This is a genomic window from Baekduia sp. Peel2402 (assembly GCF_052567285.1).
The window spans coordinates 3,364,601-3,380,747 of sequence record NZ_CP199582.1 but is presented as its reverse complement, the minus strand read 5'-3'; the positions used below and the strand labels follow the sequence as shown (position 1 = coordinate 3,380,747).

Annotated in this window: 16 protein-coding genes and 1 pseudogene; 6 read left to right on the top strand and 11 right to left on the bottom strand. The window is 70.7% G+C overall.

What is annotated here, in order from left to right; all coding sequences use genetic code 11:
• Positions 1-45: 45 nt before the first annotated feature.
• The gene (locus ACT01A_RS16585) at positions 46-228 is read right to left on the bottom strand and encodes a hypothetical protein (protein WP_445152840.1); all 183 of its coding nucleotides are present in this window, start codon (positions 226-228) and stop codon (positions 46-48) included.
• Positions 229-246: 18 nt separating this feature from the next.
• A pseudogene (locus ACT01A_RS16580) lies at positions 247-309 on the bottom strand (hypothetical protein); the annotation flags it as partial.
• Positions 310-421: 112 nt separating this feature from the next.
• Between ACT01A_RS16580 and ACT01A_RS16575 the strand changes: the two are divergent.
• On the top strand, positions 422-1,198 hold the full coding sequence (locus ACT01A_RS16575; RefSeq protein WP_445148196.1) for a polyphosphate kinase 2 family protein: 777 nt from the start codon (positions 422-424) through the stop codon (positions 1,196-1,198).
• Positions 1,199-1,205: 7 nt separating this feature from the next.
• A complete protein-coding gene (locus tag ACT01A_RS16570; protein WP_445148195.1) occupies positions 1,206-1,628 on the top strand; it encodes an acyl-CoA thioesterase in 423 nt (140 codons plus the stop codon).
• Here ACT01A_RS16570 and ACT01A_RS16565 read toward each other — a convergent pair.
• On the bottom strand, positions 1,618-2,922 hold the full coding sequence (locus ACT01A_RS16565; protein ID WP_445148194.1) for an MATE family efflux transporter: 1,305 nt from the start codon (positions 2,920-2,922) through the stop codon (positions 1,618-1,620). The genes ACT01A_RS16570 and ACT01A_RS16565 overlap by 11 nt on opposite strands.
• A 24-nt stretch (positions 2,923-2,946) precedes the next feature.
• On the opposite strand from ACT01A_RS16565, the gene ACT01A_RS16560 reads away from it, so the two are divergent.
• From ACT01A_RS16560 to ACT01A_RS16545, 4 genes are read left to right on the top strand one after another with little or no spacing between them, the layout of a single operon-like run.
• Entirely contained in the window at positions 2,947-3,417 is a 471-nt protein-coding gene (locus ACT01A_RS16560) for a hypothetical protein (protein WP_445148193.1), read from the top strand.
• A gap of 4 nt (positions 3,418-3,421) precedes the next feature.
• Positions 3,422-4,261, top strand: coding sequence for an alpha/beta fold hydrolase (locus tag ACT01A_RS16555; protein WP_445148192.1), 840 nt, complete (start codon positions 3,422-3,424; stop codon positions 4,259-4,261).
• A gap of 3 nt (positions 4,262-4,264) precedes the next feature.
• Positions 4,265-5,482, top strand: coding sequence for an alpha/beta hydrolase (locus tag ACT01A_RS16550; RefSeq protein WP_445148191.1), 1,218 nt, complete (start codon positions 4,265-4,267; stop codon positions 5,480-5,482).
• A gap of 18 nt (positions 5,483-5,500) precedes the next feature.
• On the top strand, positions 5,501-6,832 hold the full coding sequence (locus ACT01A_RS16545; RefSeq protein ID WP_445148190.1) for a class II fumarate hydratase: 1,332 nt from the start codon (positions 5,501-5,503) through the stop codon (positions 6,830-6,832).
• A 65-nt stretch (positions 6,833-6,897) separates the two neighbouring features.
• On the opposite strand, the gene ACT01A_RS16540 is transcribed toward ACT01A_RS16545, so the two are convergent.
• The 8 genes from ACT01A_RS16540 to ACT01A_RS16505 all read right to left on the bottom strand — a co-directional run bounded on the left by ACT01A_RS16540 (position 6,898) and on the right by ACT01A_RS16505 (position 16,053).
• A complete protein-coding gene (locus ACT01A_RS16540) occupies positions 6,898-7,773 on the bottom strand; it encodes a DUF559 domain-containing protein (protein ID WP_445148189.1) in 876 nt (291 codons plus the stop codon).
• Between the two features lie 80 nt (positions 7,774-7,853).
• On the bottom strand, positions 7,854-9,755 hold the full coding sequence (locus ACT01A_RS16535) for a glycoside hydrolase family 2 protein (protein WP_445148188.1): 1,902 nt from the start codon (positions 9,753-9,755) through the stop codon (positions 7,854-7,856).
• Complete coding sequence (locus ACT01A_RS16530) at positions 9,755-10,519, bottom strand: cyclase family protein (protein WP_445148187.1); 765 nt, start codon at positions 10,517-10,519, stop codon at positions 9,755-9,757. Before ACT01A_RS16530 ends, ACT01A_RS16535 begins: the two co-directional genes overlap by 1 nt.
• Before the next feature lie 39 nt (positions 10,520-10,558).
• The gene (locus ACT01A_RS16525) at positions 10,559-12,046 is read right to left on the bottom strand and encodes an NAD-dependent succinate-semialdehyde dehydrogenase (protein ID WP_445148186.1); all 1,488 of its coding nucleotides are present in this window, start codon (positions 12,044-12,046) and stop codon (positions 10,559-10,561) included.
• Between the two features lie 82 nt (positions 12,047-12,128).
• Positions 12,129-12,818, bottom strand: a complete 690-nt coding sequence (locus ACT01A_RS16520; RefSeq protein ID WP_445148185.1) for a sugar transferase — start codon at positions 12,816-12,818, stop codon at positions 12,129-12,131.
• A 56-nt stretch (positions 12,819-12,874) separates the two neighbouring features.
• Entirely contained in the window at positions 12,875-13,747 is an 873-nt protein-coding gene (locus ACT01A_RS16515; protein ID WP_445148184.1) for an oxygenase MpaB family protein, read from the bottom strand.
• Between the two features lie 47 nt (positions 13,748-13,794).
• Positions 13,795-14,397, bottom strand: a complete 603-nt coding sequence (locus ACT01A_RS16510; protein ID WP_445148183.1) for a TetR/AcrR family transcriptional regulator — start codon at positions 14,395-14,397, stop codon at positions 13,795-13,797.
• 9 nt (positions 14,398-14,406) lie between these two features.
• Positions 14,407-16,053 carry an acetolactate synthase large subunit gene (locus tag ACT01A_RS16505; protein ID WP_445148182.1) on the bottom strand — a complete coding sequence of 549 codons (1,647 nt, stop codon included), beginning with the start codon at positions 16,051-16,053 and terminating at the stop codon, positions 14,407-14,409.
• Between the last annotated feature and the right edge of the window lie 94 nt (positions 16,054-16,147).

Below are 16,147 nucleotides of genomic sequence, written 5' to 3'. Positions count from 1 at the left end.
ACGCCGCGGCCCCGGTTGTCCCCCTTGTAATACCTCGGTGTTGCCCTACTCGTCGGCCGTGAGCGGGAGCTCGTCGTCCGCCGGGACGTCGCGCGCGAACCGGCCGGTGCCGGTCGTGCGCTCCTCCAGCGAAGAGACGAACTCGTCCAGCTCCTGGACCGGGAAGCGGCGCTGGCCGCCCGGGGTCCGATAGCCGCGCAGGTAGCCCATGTCGGACCACCGACGCACGGTCGAGAGGGAAACACCAAGGTGACGAGCCGCCTCGGACGTGGTGAGGCCGAGCCGACTCGTGTGCGTGGACCGCGTCATGAAGAACAGTGTTGACGCACGAAGGCCGCTTCAGACGACGTCGCACGGCTTTGCGCAGGTTTCGGGGGTTCACGCGGTAGATACCGCACCGTCTGGCAGCATTCATGGCGCAATGGGCCGACTTGATGACCTTGATCTGACACTCGCGCTGAAGCGGGAAGAGCAGGACGAGCGGCTGTCGGCTGGGGGCACCCGGCTCACGCAGCTGCGGCTGGCGCTCGGCGGGAAGCTGCACGAGGGCGACCCGCTCGGGCCGCCGTTGGTCCTCGTCTTCGAAGGCTGGGACGCGTCCGGCAAGGGCGGCGCGATCAACCGCCTCGTCGCGCCGCTCGACGCGCGCCACGTGCGCGTCGCCGCCTACGCAGCGCCCACGGCCGACGAGAAGCGCCACCACTACCTCAAGCGCTTCTGGCCGGCGCTGCCCGGCCGTGGAGGGATGACGATCTTCGACCGCTCCTGGTACGGCCGCGTGCTGGTCGAGCGGGTCGAGGGCTTCGCGCACGAGGACGAGTGGCGCCGCGCGTACGGCGAGATCGCGGAGTTCGAGCGCCAGCTCGTCGCCGACGGCGCGATCGTCGCGAAGTTCTGGCTGCACGTCTCGGCCGAGGAGCAGCTGCACCGCTTCGAGCGCCGTGAGAAGGACCCGTTGAAGCGCTGGAAGATCACCGACGAAGACTGGCGCAACCGCAAGAAGCGGCCCGAGTACGTGGCAGCAGTCGAGGAGATGTTCGACCGCACCGACATCCCCGAAGCCCCGTGGATCCTGGTCGAGGGCGAGTCGAAGCGCTTCGCGCGCGTGAAGGTGATGGAGTCTGTGATCGAGCAGATCGAGCGTGGCTGCGCCGCACGCGGGTTCGAGCTGCCGTCCCCCTCGGAACTGGAGAGCTAGGAAGGCCATGAGCTACACCCACATCGAGAAGGTCCGCTTCGGCGACCTCGACGCGATGCGCCACCTCAACAACGTGGTGTTCCTCCGCTACTTCGAGACCGCCCGGATCGCCTACCTGCGCGAGTTGGTGCCGTCGCACGACCCGGCGCACCCCGAGGCGGACGCGTTCGGGCTGATCTTCGCCGAGTGCCACATCAACTACCGCTCGCCGGTGCACTTCGACGAGGAGGTCGCGGTGGTGTGCTCGATCGGCAACGTGAAGCGGTCTTCGTTCCGGGTGGAGTTCGAGATGCGCGTCGGGTCGCGGCTGGCGGCCGAGGGCTACGGCGTCCTGGTCGGCTTCGACTACCAGTCCCAGCAGGCGGCGGCGCTGCCGGACTCGCTGAAGGAGACGCTGGAGACCGAGGCCGCGCCGGCGGTCACGCAGTAGCGCCGGTGACGGCCCAACGGCGGCTGCGGTAGCGCGCGCCGATCGTCAGCAGGCGCGCGAGCATGAGGGCGTTGATGCCCCACCAGACGCCGGTGACGCCCCAGTCGAAGTGGAGGGTCAGCAGCGCGATCGGCAGGAAGACGCCGAGCGCGCTGAAGGCCATCGCGTAGGCGAGGTAGCGGGTGTCACCAGCGCCGAGCAGGATGCCGTCGAGCGCGAAGACCAGCGCGCCGATGGGCTGCATCAGCGCAAAGAGCGGCCAGAGCGTGGCGGCTTGATGGAGGACTTGGTCGTCGCTGGTGAAGGCGTTGGGCAGGATGTGAGTGGTCGCCAGCAGGCCGGCGGCCATGACGATCCCGCCGGCCAGCGACCACAGGCACATACGGTGGGCCGCATGGAGCGCGCGGTCGGCTTGGCCCGCGCCGAGCATGCGGCCGACGAGGACCTGGCCGGCGATCGCGATCGCGTCCAGGACCAAGGCCAGGAAGATGAAGACCTGGAAGGCAATCTGGTGGGCGCCGAGCGCGGCGTCGGATTCGCGCGCGAGGACGGCGCCGGCGACCAGGAAGGCGAGCAGCAGGGAGCCGGTGCGCACGATGATGTGGCCGCCCATGTGGGCGAGGCTCTTCAGCTGTTGTGCGTGGGGTCGTCGGCTGAGCGCGGGCGCCTTGAGCAACATGATGGTGAACGCCACGCCCATCGCGGCCTGGGCGACGACGGTCCCGGCGGCGCTGCCGTCCAGCCCCCAGTCGAAGGCGTACACGAACAGCAGCTCGAGGACGATGTTGAAGGCGTTGGCCGCGACGACGACGACCAGAGGCGACTTGAGGTCGCCGACGCCGCGCAGGTAGCCCTGGCCGGCCAGGGCGATCAGCGCGGCGGGCAGGCCGAGCGCGGAGAGGCGCAGGTAGCGGGCGGCGAGGTCGGCGGTGTCGCCTGATCCGCCGACGAGCGCCATGAGGGGATCCGCGAGCGCGATGGTCAGCGCGGTCGCCGCGACGCCGATCAGGATCGCTAGGTAGAGCGACTGCGCCGCGATCTCCCCAGCGCGCTTGTCCTGGCCCGCGCCGTGGAGGCGAGCGACCTGCGCGGTCGTCCCGTAGGTGAGGAAGTTCGAGAGCGTGACGACGCTTGCCAGGACGCTGCCCGCCAGCGCGAGCGCCGCAAGCTGCCGGGTGCCGAGGTGGCCGACGATCGCGGTGTCGGCGAGCAGGTAGAGCGGCTCGGCGGCCAGCGCGCCCAACGCGGGGACAGCGAGGCGGAAGATCTCGCGGTCAACGCTCCCGGACGGCACCTCCGCCACTCTACGATGAGACCGATGAGGCGCACCGCCGCCCTGGCTTTCGCTGTGGGCCTGGCGCTCACGGCTGAGGGCTGCACGAAGGACCCGCCCCGAATGCCCCGCGCCTGCACCGACACCTCCCGCGATGGCTACGAGCGCGCGCTGGCCGCTGCGTCCAGCGGCGGCGCGGTGCGGCTGCCGGGCGGGGTGGCGATCTCGACCTGCACCCGGCGAGTGAGGAGCGACGCCGAGCTGCAGAACCTCGGGACGGTCGTGCACGGGGTGGCCGAGTCTCTGGCGGACCGCGCGGCGGGCGGCGACGCGGGAGCGGCGCTGGAGCTGGGGTTCCTGGCGGGCGCGATCGGCGCGGGCGCGGAGCGCTCGAACGGGATCGCGGCCGAGCTGGCGCGCCGGGTGGAGTCGACGACCGCGCGGGTGGTCGACGGGCCGGCGGAGGTCGCCGCGGCGCTGGCGCGCGGCGGGGCGGCGGGACGGGCGCGCGGGTGACCGCGTGAGGCTCCGGCTCTGGCACGCCGGTGACGGCGCGCGGATCGCCTATCGCGAGGTCGGGACCGGGCCGCCGGTGGTGCTGGCGCACTCGGTCGGGCTGAGCCACCGGGAGTTCGAGCCGGCGGTGGAGGACCTCGCGCACCGGTTCCGGCTGATCCTGCCCGACCTGCCCGCGCACGGCGACTCGGAGGACCGGCCGCGGCATCCGTACACGTTCGACTGGCTGGCGGCGGTGCTCGCGGACTTCTGCACGGACGTCGCAGGGCGGCGGCCGCTGGTCGGCGGGCACGGGCTGGGCGCGGACCTGCTGGTGCGGGCGATCGAGCTTGGACGACTGACGCCGGGGCGGCTCGTGCTGATGCCGTGCCGCCTGCACCGCCCGCCGGAGCACGCCAAGGCGCAGGGCGCGTGGCTGGGCGCGGCGCGGGCGGCGGGGCTGCCGGGGCTGAACCGGGTTGGCGGGCACTTGGCGCGGCTGGCGTTCCGGCCGGAGCGCGGGATGGCGCTCACGGCGCGCCAGGTCCCGGAGGCGGCCGACCTCGTCCGGCACGCGATGGCCGACGTCGGCGGCAACGCGAACCTCGCGCGATCGTGGTCGCGGCTGTCGCGCGAGCTGCCGCGGGCCGCGCGGCGCGAGGTGCTGGATCTGCTGCCGCGCCTGGAGTTCCCGGTCCTGCTGCTGTGGGCCGACGAGGATCGTCACCACCCGCTGCGCGGCGCGGAGGAGGCCCTTGACTTGCTGCCGGACGCGATGCTGCGCGTCCTGCCCGGGACCGGGTACCTGATCGCCTATGACGACCCCGTTGGCGTCGCCCGCGAGCTGTTGTCGTTCTTGGCCTAGGTGATGAAGAAGCTCTTGTTGGTGGTGTTGGTGGTGTTGGTGTTGGGGGCGGGCGGGTCGACGTCCGCGCGCGCGGCGGACCTGACGCTGCTGTCCTCAACGCAGATCGACGCGCGGCTGACCGAGCTGACGTTCCGCTCGCCGTCCTTGGCTGACCCCGTGAAGGTCCGCGTGCTCGTCCCGCGCGAGGCGGCGTCGCACCCGACCGCGCGCTATCCCGCGCTCTACCTGCTGCACGGCAGCGGCGGCACCGCGGCGGCGTGGACGCAGCTCGACGCCGAGGCGTTGACCGAGGGCATGGGGTTGGTCGTCGTCATGCCCGACGGCGGCGACGAGGGCTGGTACACCAACTGGCCGGGCTTGGAGCCGCCGCGCTGGGAGGACTTCCACGTCGACGAGCTGATCCCGTGGATCGAGGCGCACAAGCCGGTGATCGCGGCGCGGTCCAAGCGCGCGGTCGCGGGGTTCTCGATGGGCGGCTTCGGCGCGATGAGCTACGCGGCGCGACATCCGGACCGCTTTGCCGCCGCAGCCTCGTTCTCGGGCGCGCTGGATCTCGGGACGCCGGCGGGATCCGCGCCCGGTCTGGTCGACGCCCAGCCGTGGGGTCCGTGGTCCGGGCCGCAGATCGCGTGGCGCGGACACAATCCCTATGACTTGGCGGGCAACCTGCGGGGCGTGGGGCTGCAGATCTACACGGGCGACGGCGACGGCACCGATGACGTCGAGCCGATTGTTGGCGCGCAGTCGAAGTCCTTCGCGGGTCGGCTTGGGACGTTGGGAATCCCACGGGTGTTCGTCGACTACGGCCGGGGCGGGCATCAGGGTGAGCTGTTCAAGCGCGACCTCAAGCAGACGCTGCCCGGGCTGATGGACCGCCTGACGCACCCGGTCGACCTGCCGTCGCGCTGGTCCTTCCGCGCGACCGAGCGCGAGTGGACGATGCGCGGTTACACGCTGTCGGCGCGGCGCGACGCGCTCTCCTGGCGGGCGCTGGAGGACGTGCGCGCGAGCGGTCTGACCGTTCGCACCGACGGCCCGGTGACCGTGACCACCTCCCGGCGCTACGCCCATGACGCGCGCTACCGCGTCGTGGTGCGGCCGCGCGGCGCGAAGACGCGCCGGCTGGTGGTGCGTGCGTCGGCCAATGGCCGCCTGGTGTTCGATGTGCCGCGGACGTCCACCGTCGAGATCACGCGCGCGGCAGCGTCCACCGGCTAAGTCGTAGTCTCCGGGGCCATGCCCCCTGTGAAGAAGAAGACGCTCTACGGCGGCGAGACCAAGAAGGCCGTCGACAACTTCCCGATCTCCGGCGAGACGGTCCCGCTCTCCGTGATCCACTGGCTCGGCCGCATCAAGGGCACCGCTGCCCTGGTCAACGCCGACCTCGGGAACCTCGACAAGAAGCTCGCGGCGGAGATCGCCGCGGCGGGCGAGGCCATCGCCAACGGCGAGCACGACACCCAGTTCCCGATCGACGTGTTCCAGACCGGGTCCGGCACGTCGTCGAACATGAACACCAACGAGGTCATCAGCGCGCTGACCGAGGGTCGCGCGCATCCCAATGACCATGTGAACTTCGGCCAGTCGTCCAACGACGTGTTCCCGAGCGCCGTGCACCTGGCGGCGCTGGACCAGGCCACCAACACGCTGCTGCCGGCGCTGAAGCAGCTGGAGCGCTCGTTCGACCGCAAGGCCAAGAAGTTCAAGGACGTGGTCAAGTCCGGCCGCACGCACCTGATGGACGCGGTGCCGGTCACGCTCGGCGCGGAGTTCGCCGGCTACGCGGCGCAGATCCGCCTTGGCCAGGAGCGCATCGCTTCGGCGCTCGTGCACGTCGGCCAGATCCCGCTCGGCGGTACCGCCACAGGCACGGGCCTGAACACGCATCCGAAGTTCGCCGCTGAGGTCCGCAAGCGGTTGGCTCGGGACAGCAAGTTGAAGTTGATCGCGCCGCCGGCGGATCCGTTCGAGGCGCAGGCCAACCGCGATGCCTTGGTGGAGCTGAGCGGCGCGCTGAAGGTCGTCGCGGTCTCGCTGACGAAGATCGCCCAGGACATCGCGCTGATGGGCTCCGGCCCGCGTGCGGGCATCGGCGAGATCTTCCTGCCCGAGCTTCAGAAGGGCTCGTCGATCATGCCGGGCAAGGTCAACCCGGTCCTGCCCGAGGTGGTCTTGCAGGTGTCCGCGCAGGTGATCGGCAACGACACCGCGATCACCATCGGCGGCATGCAGGGCCAGTTCGAGCTGAACGTCCGCATCCCGCTGATCGCCCGCAACCTGTTGCAGTCGATCCACCTGTTGTCCACCACCTCGGTCGCGTTCGCCGAGAAGTGCGTCGACGGCATCGAGGTCAACAAGGCCGGGACCAAGGCCTCCGCCGAGGGGACGCTGGCCACCGCCACCGCGCTGAACGGAGCCATCGGCTACGACGCGGCCGCGGCCATCGTCAAGGAGGCGAGCGGCTCGGGCCGCCCGCTGCGCGAGGTCGCCCTCGAGGCCGGCGTCGACGCCAAGCTCTACGACGAGACGATCAACCTCCGCAAGATCGCGGCGGGCAACCAGGCCTAGCGGCTGGTCCCGCGGCGGTCCGTGTCGTCTCGTGGTGAATAGGTCACCACGAGACGACACGCGCGTCAGGTGAGAAGGCGCCGAAGGCGATCGGCGACCTCCGCGGGCCTGCGCGTCGCCTGGTGATGGGTGACGCGAACGACGGTGTAGCCCGCGACGGCGAGTCGTTGATCCCGCTCGCGGTCCCGCTCGAACGCGGTGCGTGAAGTGTGGAAGGCGTAGCCGTCGAGCTCGGCGATGAGGTCGGCCTGCGGCCAGAGGAAGTCGACCTCCAGATCTTCGACGCGGGTGTTGACAGCGGGGCGCGGGAGGTCGTGGTCGTCGCAGAGCTGGAGGAACCGGCGTTCGAGGTCGCTGCGCAGGAGGGCGGCGTCGCGTCCGGCGAGCTCGGCGAGGAGCTTGCGGAGCTTCGGCGCGCCGGGCTGTCGCGGATGCTCCTGCAGGCATCGACGGACATCGAGGAGGTCGAAGCGATGCAGGCGGATCGCACGCTGGATGACGTCCTCCAACTTGGTGTGGTGGACGTGCCGCGCGAGGTCGAGCAAGGTCCGGGCGACGGTTGTGGTCGGGATGCCGTCGACCGTGGTGACCTCCTCGGGTCGGAGGGTCCCGACGCGGTGGAGCGCGATGCGCTTCGGATCGGGCGCGCGGCCGGCGTTGGTGGGCCGGATCACGTGGATCTTCGAGCCGCGCGACGCCATGAGGTCGTGGTGCGACGCAGCGTCGAAGTGGCTGAGTGCCGCGCCCTCGCCGCAGGCGAGGACCGCGGCCAGCCAGCGCCCTTCGCGCGACGTGATCGTGTGCCCGATCGCGTAGACGCCCCGATAGAGCCGGTGCAGCCGGCCGAGCGCCAAGCGATGGTCGATCGCGTCGTCGCCGAGGCCGAGGGATCGGAGCTCGGCGCGAGAGATGACGGCGTGGCGGGCGGCCGCGAAGGCCACTATCCGGTGATCCAAGTCGTTTTGACCGCGCATTACGCGGTGTAGGCGACTTGGACCGGGAGTTCGGCCTGGGCGGAGGGTTAGTTGAGGCCGGTGCCGAGGCGGCGGAACGCGTTGCCGACCGCGGATGCGGCGGGTTTCGGGTGGCCGGCGTAGTCGTAGAGGCCTTTGGTGTTGAGGCCTCGGGTGATGGAGATGTTGGGGATGAGCTTCTTGATCGAGCCGCCGGCGAAGGTGGGGGCGACGCCGAAGTCGCGGAGGTTCCACACCAACATGCCGGAGAGTTGGGGGAGGGCGCGGTAGGTGGCGATGTGGCGGCGTAGGAGCCAGGACTGGTAGCCGTAGCCGCCGGGGGTCTCTGAGGGGTTGGCGGCGTTGGCCTCGGCGCCGAACTCGGAGACGAGGGTGACCTTGCGCGGGAACAACCGGGTGAAGCCGAGGACGGTGGAGTGCAGGCGGGCGGCGATGGCCTTCCGCGACTCGTCGGCGCCTTCGTACCAGCCGATGTAGTTGGTCAGCGTGACCGCGTCGACGTCCTTGTAGATCAGGCCGGGGTCGCTCGGTGGGTGGGAGCCCCAGAGGTCGACGGCGACCAGGCGGCCTGGATCTCTGCGGTGCAGCTCGTGGGCCATGTCGCGGACGTAGGCGACCTGGGAGTCGTCGTGGCCGTTGCCGGCGATCTCGTTGACGAGGTTCCAGGCGACGATCGACGGGTGCAGCTGGAGCTGGCGGACGCTGAGGCGGACCCGCTCGCGGGCGGCGTGGGCGAGCGCCGGCGTCGAGGAGGTCCAGGCGCCGGGGGCGTCGACGGGGCCGATGCCCTGCCAGACCATGATGCCGGCGCGGTCGAGGCGCTCCAGCAGCCCCGGCGACAGCGGGTGCTGCGCCCGCGTGGCGTTGGCGCCGATGGCCTTCAGGTCGGCGACGATGTTGTCCATGTCGGTCGCGCTGAGGCCGTCGCCGTCACCCTCGGCGTCCTCGTGGATCGACGCGCCATGGAGACGCAACCGCTTGCCGTTGAGCAGCAGCGTGCGACCGTCGCGCTTGAGCTCACGTAGGCCTACAGCTTGGGTCCAGCCGGCGCCGTCGGGGGTGACCAAGTGCATGGAGTAGAGCGACGGCGAGCCCGGCTGCCACAGCGCGGGGGTAGAGACCACGACGCGGGCGCTGACGCGGCGGGTCTCCCCCGGGCCGAGGTGGACGCGCGGGAAGCGGAAGGCAATGACGCGGCCAGCGCGGGTGAAGCTGCCGCGAGCCTGCAGGTCGCGGGACTCTCTGCTGTCGCGGTTCCGGACGCTGGCGGAGACGTCAACGATCGCCGCTCCACGCGAGAGCCGTGTGCGCACGGCCGGCGCCTCGACCTCGCTGCGCGCCAGCGGCCGCAGCGTCACCTCGCGGTTGATCCCGCCGTAGTTGAACCACGTGCGATGCCATCCCGTCCGCTTCTGGCGCGTCGGGTAGCGGTAGTCGGCGCGCACCACCAGCCGGTGCTCGATCCCGCCGCGCAGGCGCAGGTTGACCTCGAAGGGCAGGTAGGCGCCGGTGTGCGTCGCGATCTGGCGGCCGTCGAGCCAGACGGTCGCGATGTGGTGGACCGACTCGAAGCGCAAGGTGTAGGACCCGGTGCGCGGCGCGGTCAGCGTCGTGCGGTACCAGGTGATCGCGCCGCGCCAGGCGGCGAAGCCGGTCGCGCCGGTGATCGTCGCGGCGTTGGCGACGCGGGGAACCGAGGTCAGCGCGCCGTCGAAGCCGCCCTGAGACCACCCGTCGCGTTCCCCTGCGTCAGAGGGATCGTCGGTCATCACCCACGGGCCGGCGACCGCCAAGCGCCCGTCGGGACCGCCGGAAGCCGTCGGCGCGACGAGCGCCTCACCGACCGGCCCAGACGCGCCCGCGCCGAGCACGACCGCCGCTCCCGCGCCGCAGGCCAGCACCGCCGCGATCACCGCGGACAGCACCGCCAGCCTGGCGCCCTTGCCCATCACTCCGGGATGATGGCAACTGCGCGCGCCGGGGCCGCTGATCCCCCGACGAGGCGCAACGGGAAGACGGACACGGTGAAGCCGGAAAGCGGAAGTTCGCGCAGGTTCGCCAGCCGCTCGATCTGGCAGTACTCCAGGTCGGCCTGGTGCGCCGCCCAGAACACGCCCGGCTCACCCGACGCCTTCGCCGCCTCCGCCTGCATGTGCAACGGGGCGTCCCAACCCCACGCATCGATGCCCATCACGCGCACACCCTGCGCATGCAGCCAGCGCGTCGCCTCCACGGTCACTCCCGGCCCACGCGCCATGTAGTCCAGGGAATCGAGGAAGAGATCGCGGTCGGTCCGGACGAGGACGATGTCGCCGGCGGTCAACGAGTGCCCCGCCGCCTCCAACGCGCCGACAGCATCGTCCACCGTCATCGCCTCGCCATCCGCCTTGTGCGACATGTCGAGCACCACGCCTGGCCCGAAGAACCACTCCAACGGCAGCTGGTCGATCGTCTTCGCCGGCTCCCCGCCGATCGTCGAGTTGTAGTGGTAGGGCGCATCCACGTGCGTGGAGTTGTGCGTGCCGAACCGCGTGAACGTCTCGACCGCCCAACCCTCGCCGTCGCGCAGCAGCTCCGGCCCGACGCCGAGCATCGTCTCGATCGTCTTGGCGCCCTCCGCGTGGTCGCTGAACTCCACGTCCGTGCGCAGGATGTCCGGCAGCTCCGCCGGAGACGGGACGATGGGAGCGCTGAGATCTACGAACCGGGGCATCGGCGCCGCCCTTCGGCGGCGCCGATAAAAACCCTTCCCCTACAACTTGTGCGGCGGCACGCCTACATTCATCGCGACGTACTTGGTCTCCAGGTACTCGTCGAGCCCTTCGGGTCCGCCCTCGCGGCCGAAGCCGGACTGCTTGACGCCGCCGAAGGGGGCGCCGGCGTTGGAGACCAGGCCCTGGTTGAAGCCGATCATGCCGGTCTCCAGCCGCTCGATCACGCGGAAGGCGCGGTCGACGTCCTGGGTGAAGATGTAGGACACGAGGCCGTACTCGGTGTCGTTGGCCTTGGCGATCGCCTCGTCGTCGGAGGCGAACGTCGTGATCGGCGCGACCGGGCCGAAGATCTCCTCGGCCAGCAGGTCGGCGTCGTCCGTCACGCCCGCCAGGACGGTCGGCGAGTAGAAATAGCCGGGCCCGTCCTGCCGCGCGCCGCCGGTCAGGACGCGCGCGCCCTTGCCGACCGCGTCGTCGACCAGCTCGGCGACCTTCGAGCGCTGCGCCTCGTCGATCAGCGGCCCGACGTTCACGCCGTCCTCGGTGCCGCGGCCGACCTTCAGCGCGCCGATCCGCTCTGCGAGCTTCTCGGCGAACGCGTCGGCGACCGACTCGTGCACGTGGAAGCGGTTGGCGCTCGTGCACGCCTCGCCGCCGTTGCGCATCTTGGCCAGCAGCGCGCCCTCGACCGCCGCGTCGAGGTCCGCGTCCTCGAAGACCAGGAACGGCGCGTTGCCGCCCAGCTCCATCGAGACCTTCAGGACCTGCTCGGCCGACTGCTTGATGAGCTCCTTGCCGACCGCGGTCGAGCCGGTGAACGACATCTTGCGCACGCGCGGGTCCTCGATCAGCGGCGCCATCAGCGACCCCGACGACTTCGCCGTGAGCACGTTGACCACGCCACCGGGCAGCCCGGCCTCCTCAAGGATCTGGGCGAGCGCCAGCATGCTCAAAGGCGTCTGCTTGGCCGGCTTGACCACGCACGTGCAGCCCGTCGCCAGCGCGGGGCCGATCTTGCGGGTGCCCATCGCCAGCGGGAAGTTCCACGGCGTGATGAACAGGCACGGTCCGATCGGCTGGCGCATCGTCAGCACGCGCCCGTTGCCCGCCTCGTTGGTCGTGAAGCGGCCGTTGATGCGCACGGCCTCCTCGGAGTACCAACGCAGGAAGTTGTTGGCGTAGGTGATCTCGCCCTTGGACTCCGCGATCGGCTTGCCCATCTCCAACGTCATCAACAACGCCAGCTCGTCGGTGCGCTCGTTGATGAGGTCGTAGGCCCGGCGCAGGATGTCGGCGCGCTCGCGTGGCGCGACGTGCTTCCAGGTCTCAAACGCCTCGGTCGCCGCAGCCAGCGCCGCGTCGGCGTCCTCGTTGGTCGCATCGGCGACCGTCGCGATCGTCTCGCCCGTCGCGGGATCCTCGACGTCCAGCGTCCCGCCGCCGGTCGCGTCCCGCCACTCCCCGCCGATGAACAACTGGGTCTTGACCCCGTCGATGACCCGGGTCTCGTCCGCTGTCGCGGCCATGCTCACGATCCTTCCTGCAGTCGTCGCTTTCCCTCGCGAGGATACGACTGCCCGGACCGCCGCAGCGGCCAAACCGAGCGCGCTACTCCGCGCCGCGGAGCACTGCCCCGACCGTGCGGCCGAGGATCCGCGCGTCCAGTCCCAGCGACCAGGAGTCGATGTACTGGTTGTCGAGGTCGGCGCGGGCCGTCATGCAGGAGCCGGCGCCGCGGGCGCCCTCGACCTGGGCCAGGCCGGTGAGGCCGACGCGAACGCGGTGACGGTGGGCGTAGCCGGGGATCTCGCCGCTGAAGCGCTGCACGTGCTCGGGGCGCTCGGGGCGCGGGCCAACGAGGCACATGTCGCCGCGCACGACGTTCCACAGCTGTGGCAGCTCGTCCAGCGACGTGCGGCGGATGAAGCGGCCGACGGCGGTGCGGCGGTCGACGCCCTCGATGCCGCCAGGAGCGGCGCCGTCAGCGGGGACGAAGGACGCGGCCGACGCGCGCGAGGCGCGCATCGAGCGGAACTTGAGCATCGCGAAGGTCTCGCCGCCCTCGCCGACGCGATCCTGGCGGAAGAGCACCGGGCCGCGCGAGGTGAGCAGGACGGCGAGCGCGATCGCGAGCAGGATCGGGGCGGCGGCGAGCAGCGCGAGGAGGGCGATGATGCGCCCGACGACGTACTTGCCCTCGAGGGCGAGCGTCTGGGCCGGGGCGGCCGCCGCGACGAGCGCGGCGGACATCGGGACGGCGAGGGCGAAGAAGAGGAGGAGGGAGGCAACCGGGGACATCACTCCCGATGTCGGAAAACTCGTCCAGGCCGCTCATCCCCACTTCCCGGTAGTTGTCAGGCGGTTGACCGCACTTCTGACGCGACGGCGCTCGATCGTGGTGAGGTTTGACGAGCTTGGTGGCGCACGCCCCTCCAGGCCCGCGGATGCCACCGCGCCTGCTCGGGCACCAGCGGCCATCCGTGCTGCATCGGCGCGAGCATCCCGCGCAGCGCCAGCTCGTCGACCGCCGTCCACTTCAGGCCGAGCGTCGCGCGCGCCGCTGGCGGGAGGGTTCCCCGCGCGACGAACGTCGGCGCGCGCGTCACGAACGGCTTCATGGCCATCCACGGCAGGCCGTTCAGCGCCGGGTAGGGCGACGGGATGTTCATGGTGTCCTTGAACGTGCCGACCGCCACCTCGGTCGCCTCCAGCTCGTCGTTGAGCATGTGCTTCCAGTAGGCCTCGAAGGCGGTGTAGCTCTCCGGCACCGGGCGCATCGTCAACCCGTACATCTCGTACCAGCCAATCGACTCGTCGTAGAGCCGCTCCTGGTCGAGGCGCGACATCGGGTTCCCGAGATAGCCCTGCACGGCGATGATCGACTCGAAGAACGTCGCGTGCGCCCAGTAGAAGGCGTCCGGGTTGAGCGCGTGGTACTTGCTGCCCGACGCGGTCGTGCCCTTGATCGACTTGTGCTGGTCGCGCACCCAGGTCGCGGTCTCCTCGGCGCGCCCCGGGCGGTCGTAGATCACGCCGAGGATCGGGCCTGAGGAGCGCAGCAGCCGATTCCACGGGTTCTCGAAGAAGTCGGAGTGCTGGCGCAGCGCGGCGTCGATGGCTGGATGCATCGCCTGCAGGACGCCCGCGCGGACCACGAACATCAGGCCGCGGGCGTCGCCGAAGTAGCGCCAGGTCAGGGAGCCCGGGCCGGGCAGGGTTGCCGTCATGAGCGGCATGGTGCCACGTGACAACGAGCGTTGTCAATCAGGTCGTTCTAATGTGAGCGGACGCCGGCGGCGGCGATGATCAGGGCGGTCGTGTGCGCGTTGAGCCGTGCGACCGGGATGGGCGGATCCGCGCTCAGCCACGTGAGGTAGATCGCGCGGATCGCGCCGAGGAGCGCCACGGCGGCCAGCTCGGCGTCGACCTCGTCGGGTGGGTCGGGCAGCGCGCGCATCTGGGTGACCAGCAGCGTGGTGAACGCGGGGATCAGCTCGAGGTCGTGCTGGGCCAGCACGCTGTCGCTGAAGGACTCGCTAAGCAGGACGCGGCCGCGGCGGGGGTCGGCTTCCAAGAACGTGGTGAAGGCCGCGACCGCGGAGTGAGCGACGCGCTCGGGCGCGTCCGGTGGCGCCGTCGCGATGGCCGCGACGATGGCGTCGCGGGCCTCTGAGGCGACCTGGGAGTGCACGGCGCGCAGCAGCGCGTCGCGCCCGTCCGGGAACGACTCGTAGAAGTAGCGCTCGGTCAGCTTCGCACCGCGGCAGACCGCGCGGACCGTGACCCCGCTCGCGCCCTGCGTCCCCAACAGCTCGACGCCCGCCTCGATCAGCGCGGCGCGCCGGGCGGCGACTCGGTCTTCGAGCGTCGAGGTCAACGGGTTGTCCTAGGTGTTGGTGACCGTCTCGTGGCCGAGCTCCTGGGCGAACGCGACGTCGGCGGTGTAGTCGATCGGCAGCACGATCAGCGACGGGACGTCCAGCGTCAAGGCGTGATCGAGGTGGCGGCCGAAGTCGTCGGGGCCCTCGCAGCGCCACGCCGGCATCCCGAACGCCTCGGCGAGCTTGACGAAGTCCGGGTTGGTGAAGTCGACGCCGAAGTGCTCGCCGAACTTCTTGTCCTGCTTCCAGACGATCGACCCGAACTGCCGGTTCTCCCAGACCACGTTGACGAACGGCGTCTTCAGGCGCGTGGCGGTCTCGAGCTCCTGGAAGTTCATCAAGATGCCGCCGTCGCCGTTGACCGTCACCACGCGCTTGCCCGGGTGCACCAACTTGGCCGCGACCGCGCACGGGACCGCGAAGCCCATTCCCGCCAGGCCGTTGGCGATCATCACCGTGTTGGGCTCGTGGGCCGGGAACATGCGCCCGATCCACAGCTTGTGCAGGCCGACGTCGGAGATCAGGATGTCGTCACGACGCAGCGCGCGGCGGATCTCGTAGAGCGCGCGCGGCGGCTGCATCGGGAAGTGATCGTCGTGCGCGGCGTCGCGCAGGCGGCCCTCGACGAGCGAGCGCAGACGGGGCGAGCCGCCGCTGTGCGGGACGTCGCGGCACTCCTCGGCCAGCCGCGTGAGCACGTGGTAGATGTCGCCGACCAGCTCGACCTCGGGCGTGAAGAACTCGTCGATCTCGGCGGCCACGGAGTCGACCACCACGATCTTCTTGTCGCGCCGCGGGTTCCAGTGCTTGGGCGCGTGCTCGACGAGGTCGTAGCCGATCGCGATGACGACGTCGGCGTCCGCGAAGCCCGCCAGCGCGTAGTCGTGGGCCTGCAGGCCGACGGTCCCCAGCGCCTTGGGGTCCTCGTAGTCGAGCAGGCCCTTGCCCATGAACGTCTCGGCGACGGCGATGCCGGTCGCGCGGCAGAACTCCCGCAGCGCCGGCGCGGCGCCCGCGCGCACGACGCCGTTGCCGGCGATCGCGACCGGGTTGATGGCGTTGCGGATCGTGTCGGCGGCCTTGAGCAGCTCGCGCGCGGCAGGCTCGGGGCGGACCGGGCGCCGGCGCGGCAGCGGCTGGGCGTCGACCTCGGCGGCCATGACGTCCTCGGGCAGCTCCAGGTGCGTGGCCCCGGGCTTCTCGGACTCGGCGACCTTGAACGCCTTGCGGACGACCTCAGGGACGATCTCCGGGCTCGTGACGCGCGCGTTCCACTTGGTGATGGGCTTGAAGAGCTCGACCAGGTCGATGAACTGGTGCGACTCCTTGTGCATGCGCTCCAGATCGGCCTGACCGGTGAGTGCAACGAGCGGTGCACGATCCAGGAATGCGTCGCCGATAGCGGTTACGAGGTTCATAGCCCCGGGCCCGAGTGTCCCGAGGCAGACGCCGGCGCGTCCGGTCAACCGCCCGTACATGTCCGCCATGTAGGCCCCGCCCTGTTCGTGTCGAACGGGGATGAACGAGACCGAGGACTGGGCGAGCGACTGGTTGAGATCCAGCGTCTCCTCACCCGGGATGCCGAAGACGTACTTGACGCCTTCAGCCTCCAGGCACTCGACGAAGAGGTCAGACGCTCGCCGCTTGGACATCTCGTTTCCCTACCCTGCCTCGATTGAACGCTTCAGACCGATGCCTGCCGAACCTAGCACCGCAACTCCCCCTGCCTGCCCGCGTTCGGTGAGG

Coding starts and splice junctions, on each gene's coding strand:
- ACT01A_RS16535 (WP_445148188.1), bottom strand. CDS start 9,755: ATGGGCAAGGGCGCCAGGCTGGCGGTGCTGTCCGCGGTGATCGCGGCG.
- ACT01A_RS16550 (WP_445148191.1), top strand. CDS start 4,265: ATGAAGAAGCTCTTGTTGGTGGTGTTGGTGGTGTTGGTGTTGGGGGCG.
- ACT01A_RS16530 (WP_445148187.1), bottom strand. CDS start 10,519: ATGCCCCGGTTCGTAGATCTCAGCGCTCCCATCGTCCCGTCTCCGGCG.
- ACT01A_RS16520 (WP_445148185.1), bottom strand. CDS start 12,818: ATGTCCCCGGTTGCCTCCCTCCTCCTCTTCTTCGCCCTCGCCGTCCCG.
- ACT01A_RS16570 (WP_445148195.1), top strand. CDS start 1,206: ATGAGCTACACCCACATCGAGAAGGTCCGCTTCGGCGACCTCGACGCG.
- ACT01A_RS16545 (WP_445148190.1), top strand. CDS start 5,501: ATGCCCCCTGTGAAGAAGAAGACGCTCTACGGCGGCGAGACCAAGAAG.
- ACT01A_RS16505 (WP_445148182.1), bottom strand. CDS start 16,053: ATGTCCAAGCGGCGAGCGTCTGACCTCTTCGTCGAGTGCCTGGAGGCT.
- ACT01A_RS16575 (WP_445148196.1), top strand. CDS start 422: ATGGGCCGACTTGATGACCTTGATCTGACACTCGCGCTGAAGCGGGAA.
- ACT01A_RS16515 (WP_445148184.1), bottom strand. CDS start 13,747: ATGACGGCAACCCTGCCCGGCCCGGGCTCCCTGACCTGGCGCTACTTC.
- ACT01A_RS16560 (WP_445148193.1), top strand. CDS start 2,947: ATGAGGCGCACCGCCGCCCTGGCTTTCGCTGTGGGCCTGGCGCTCACG.
- ACT01A_RS16525 (WP_445148186.1), bottom strand. CDS start 12,046: ATGGCCGCGACAGCGGACGAGACCCGGGTCATCGACGGGGTCAAGACC.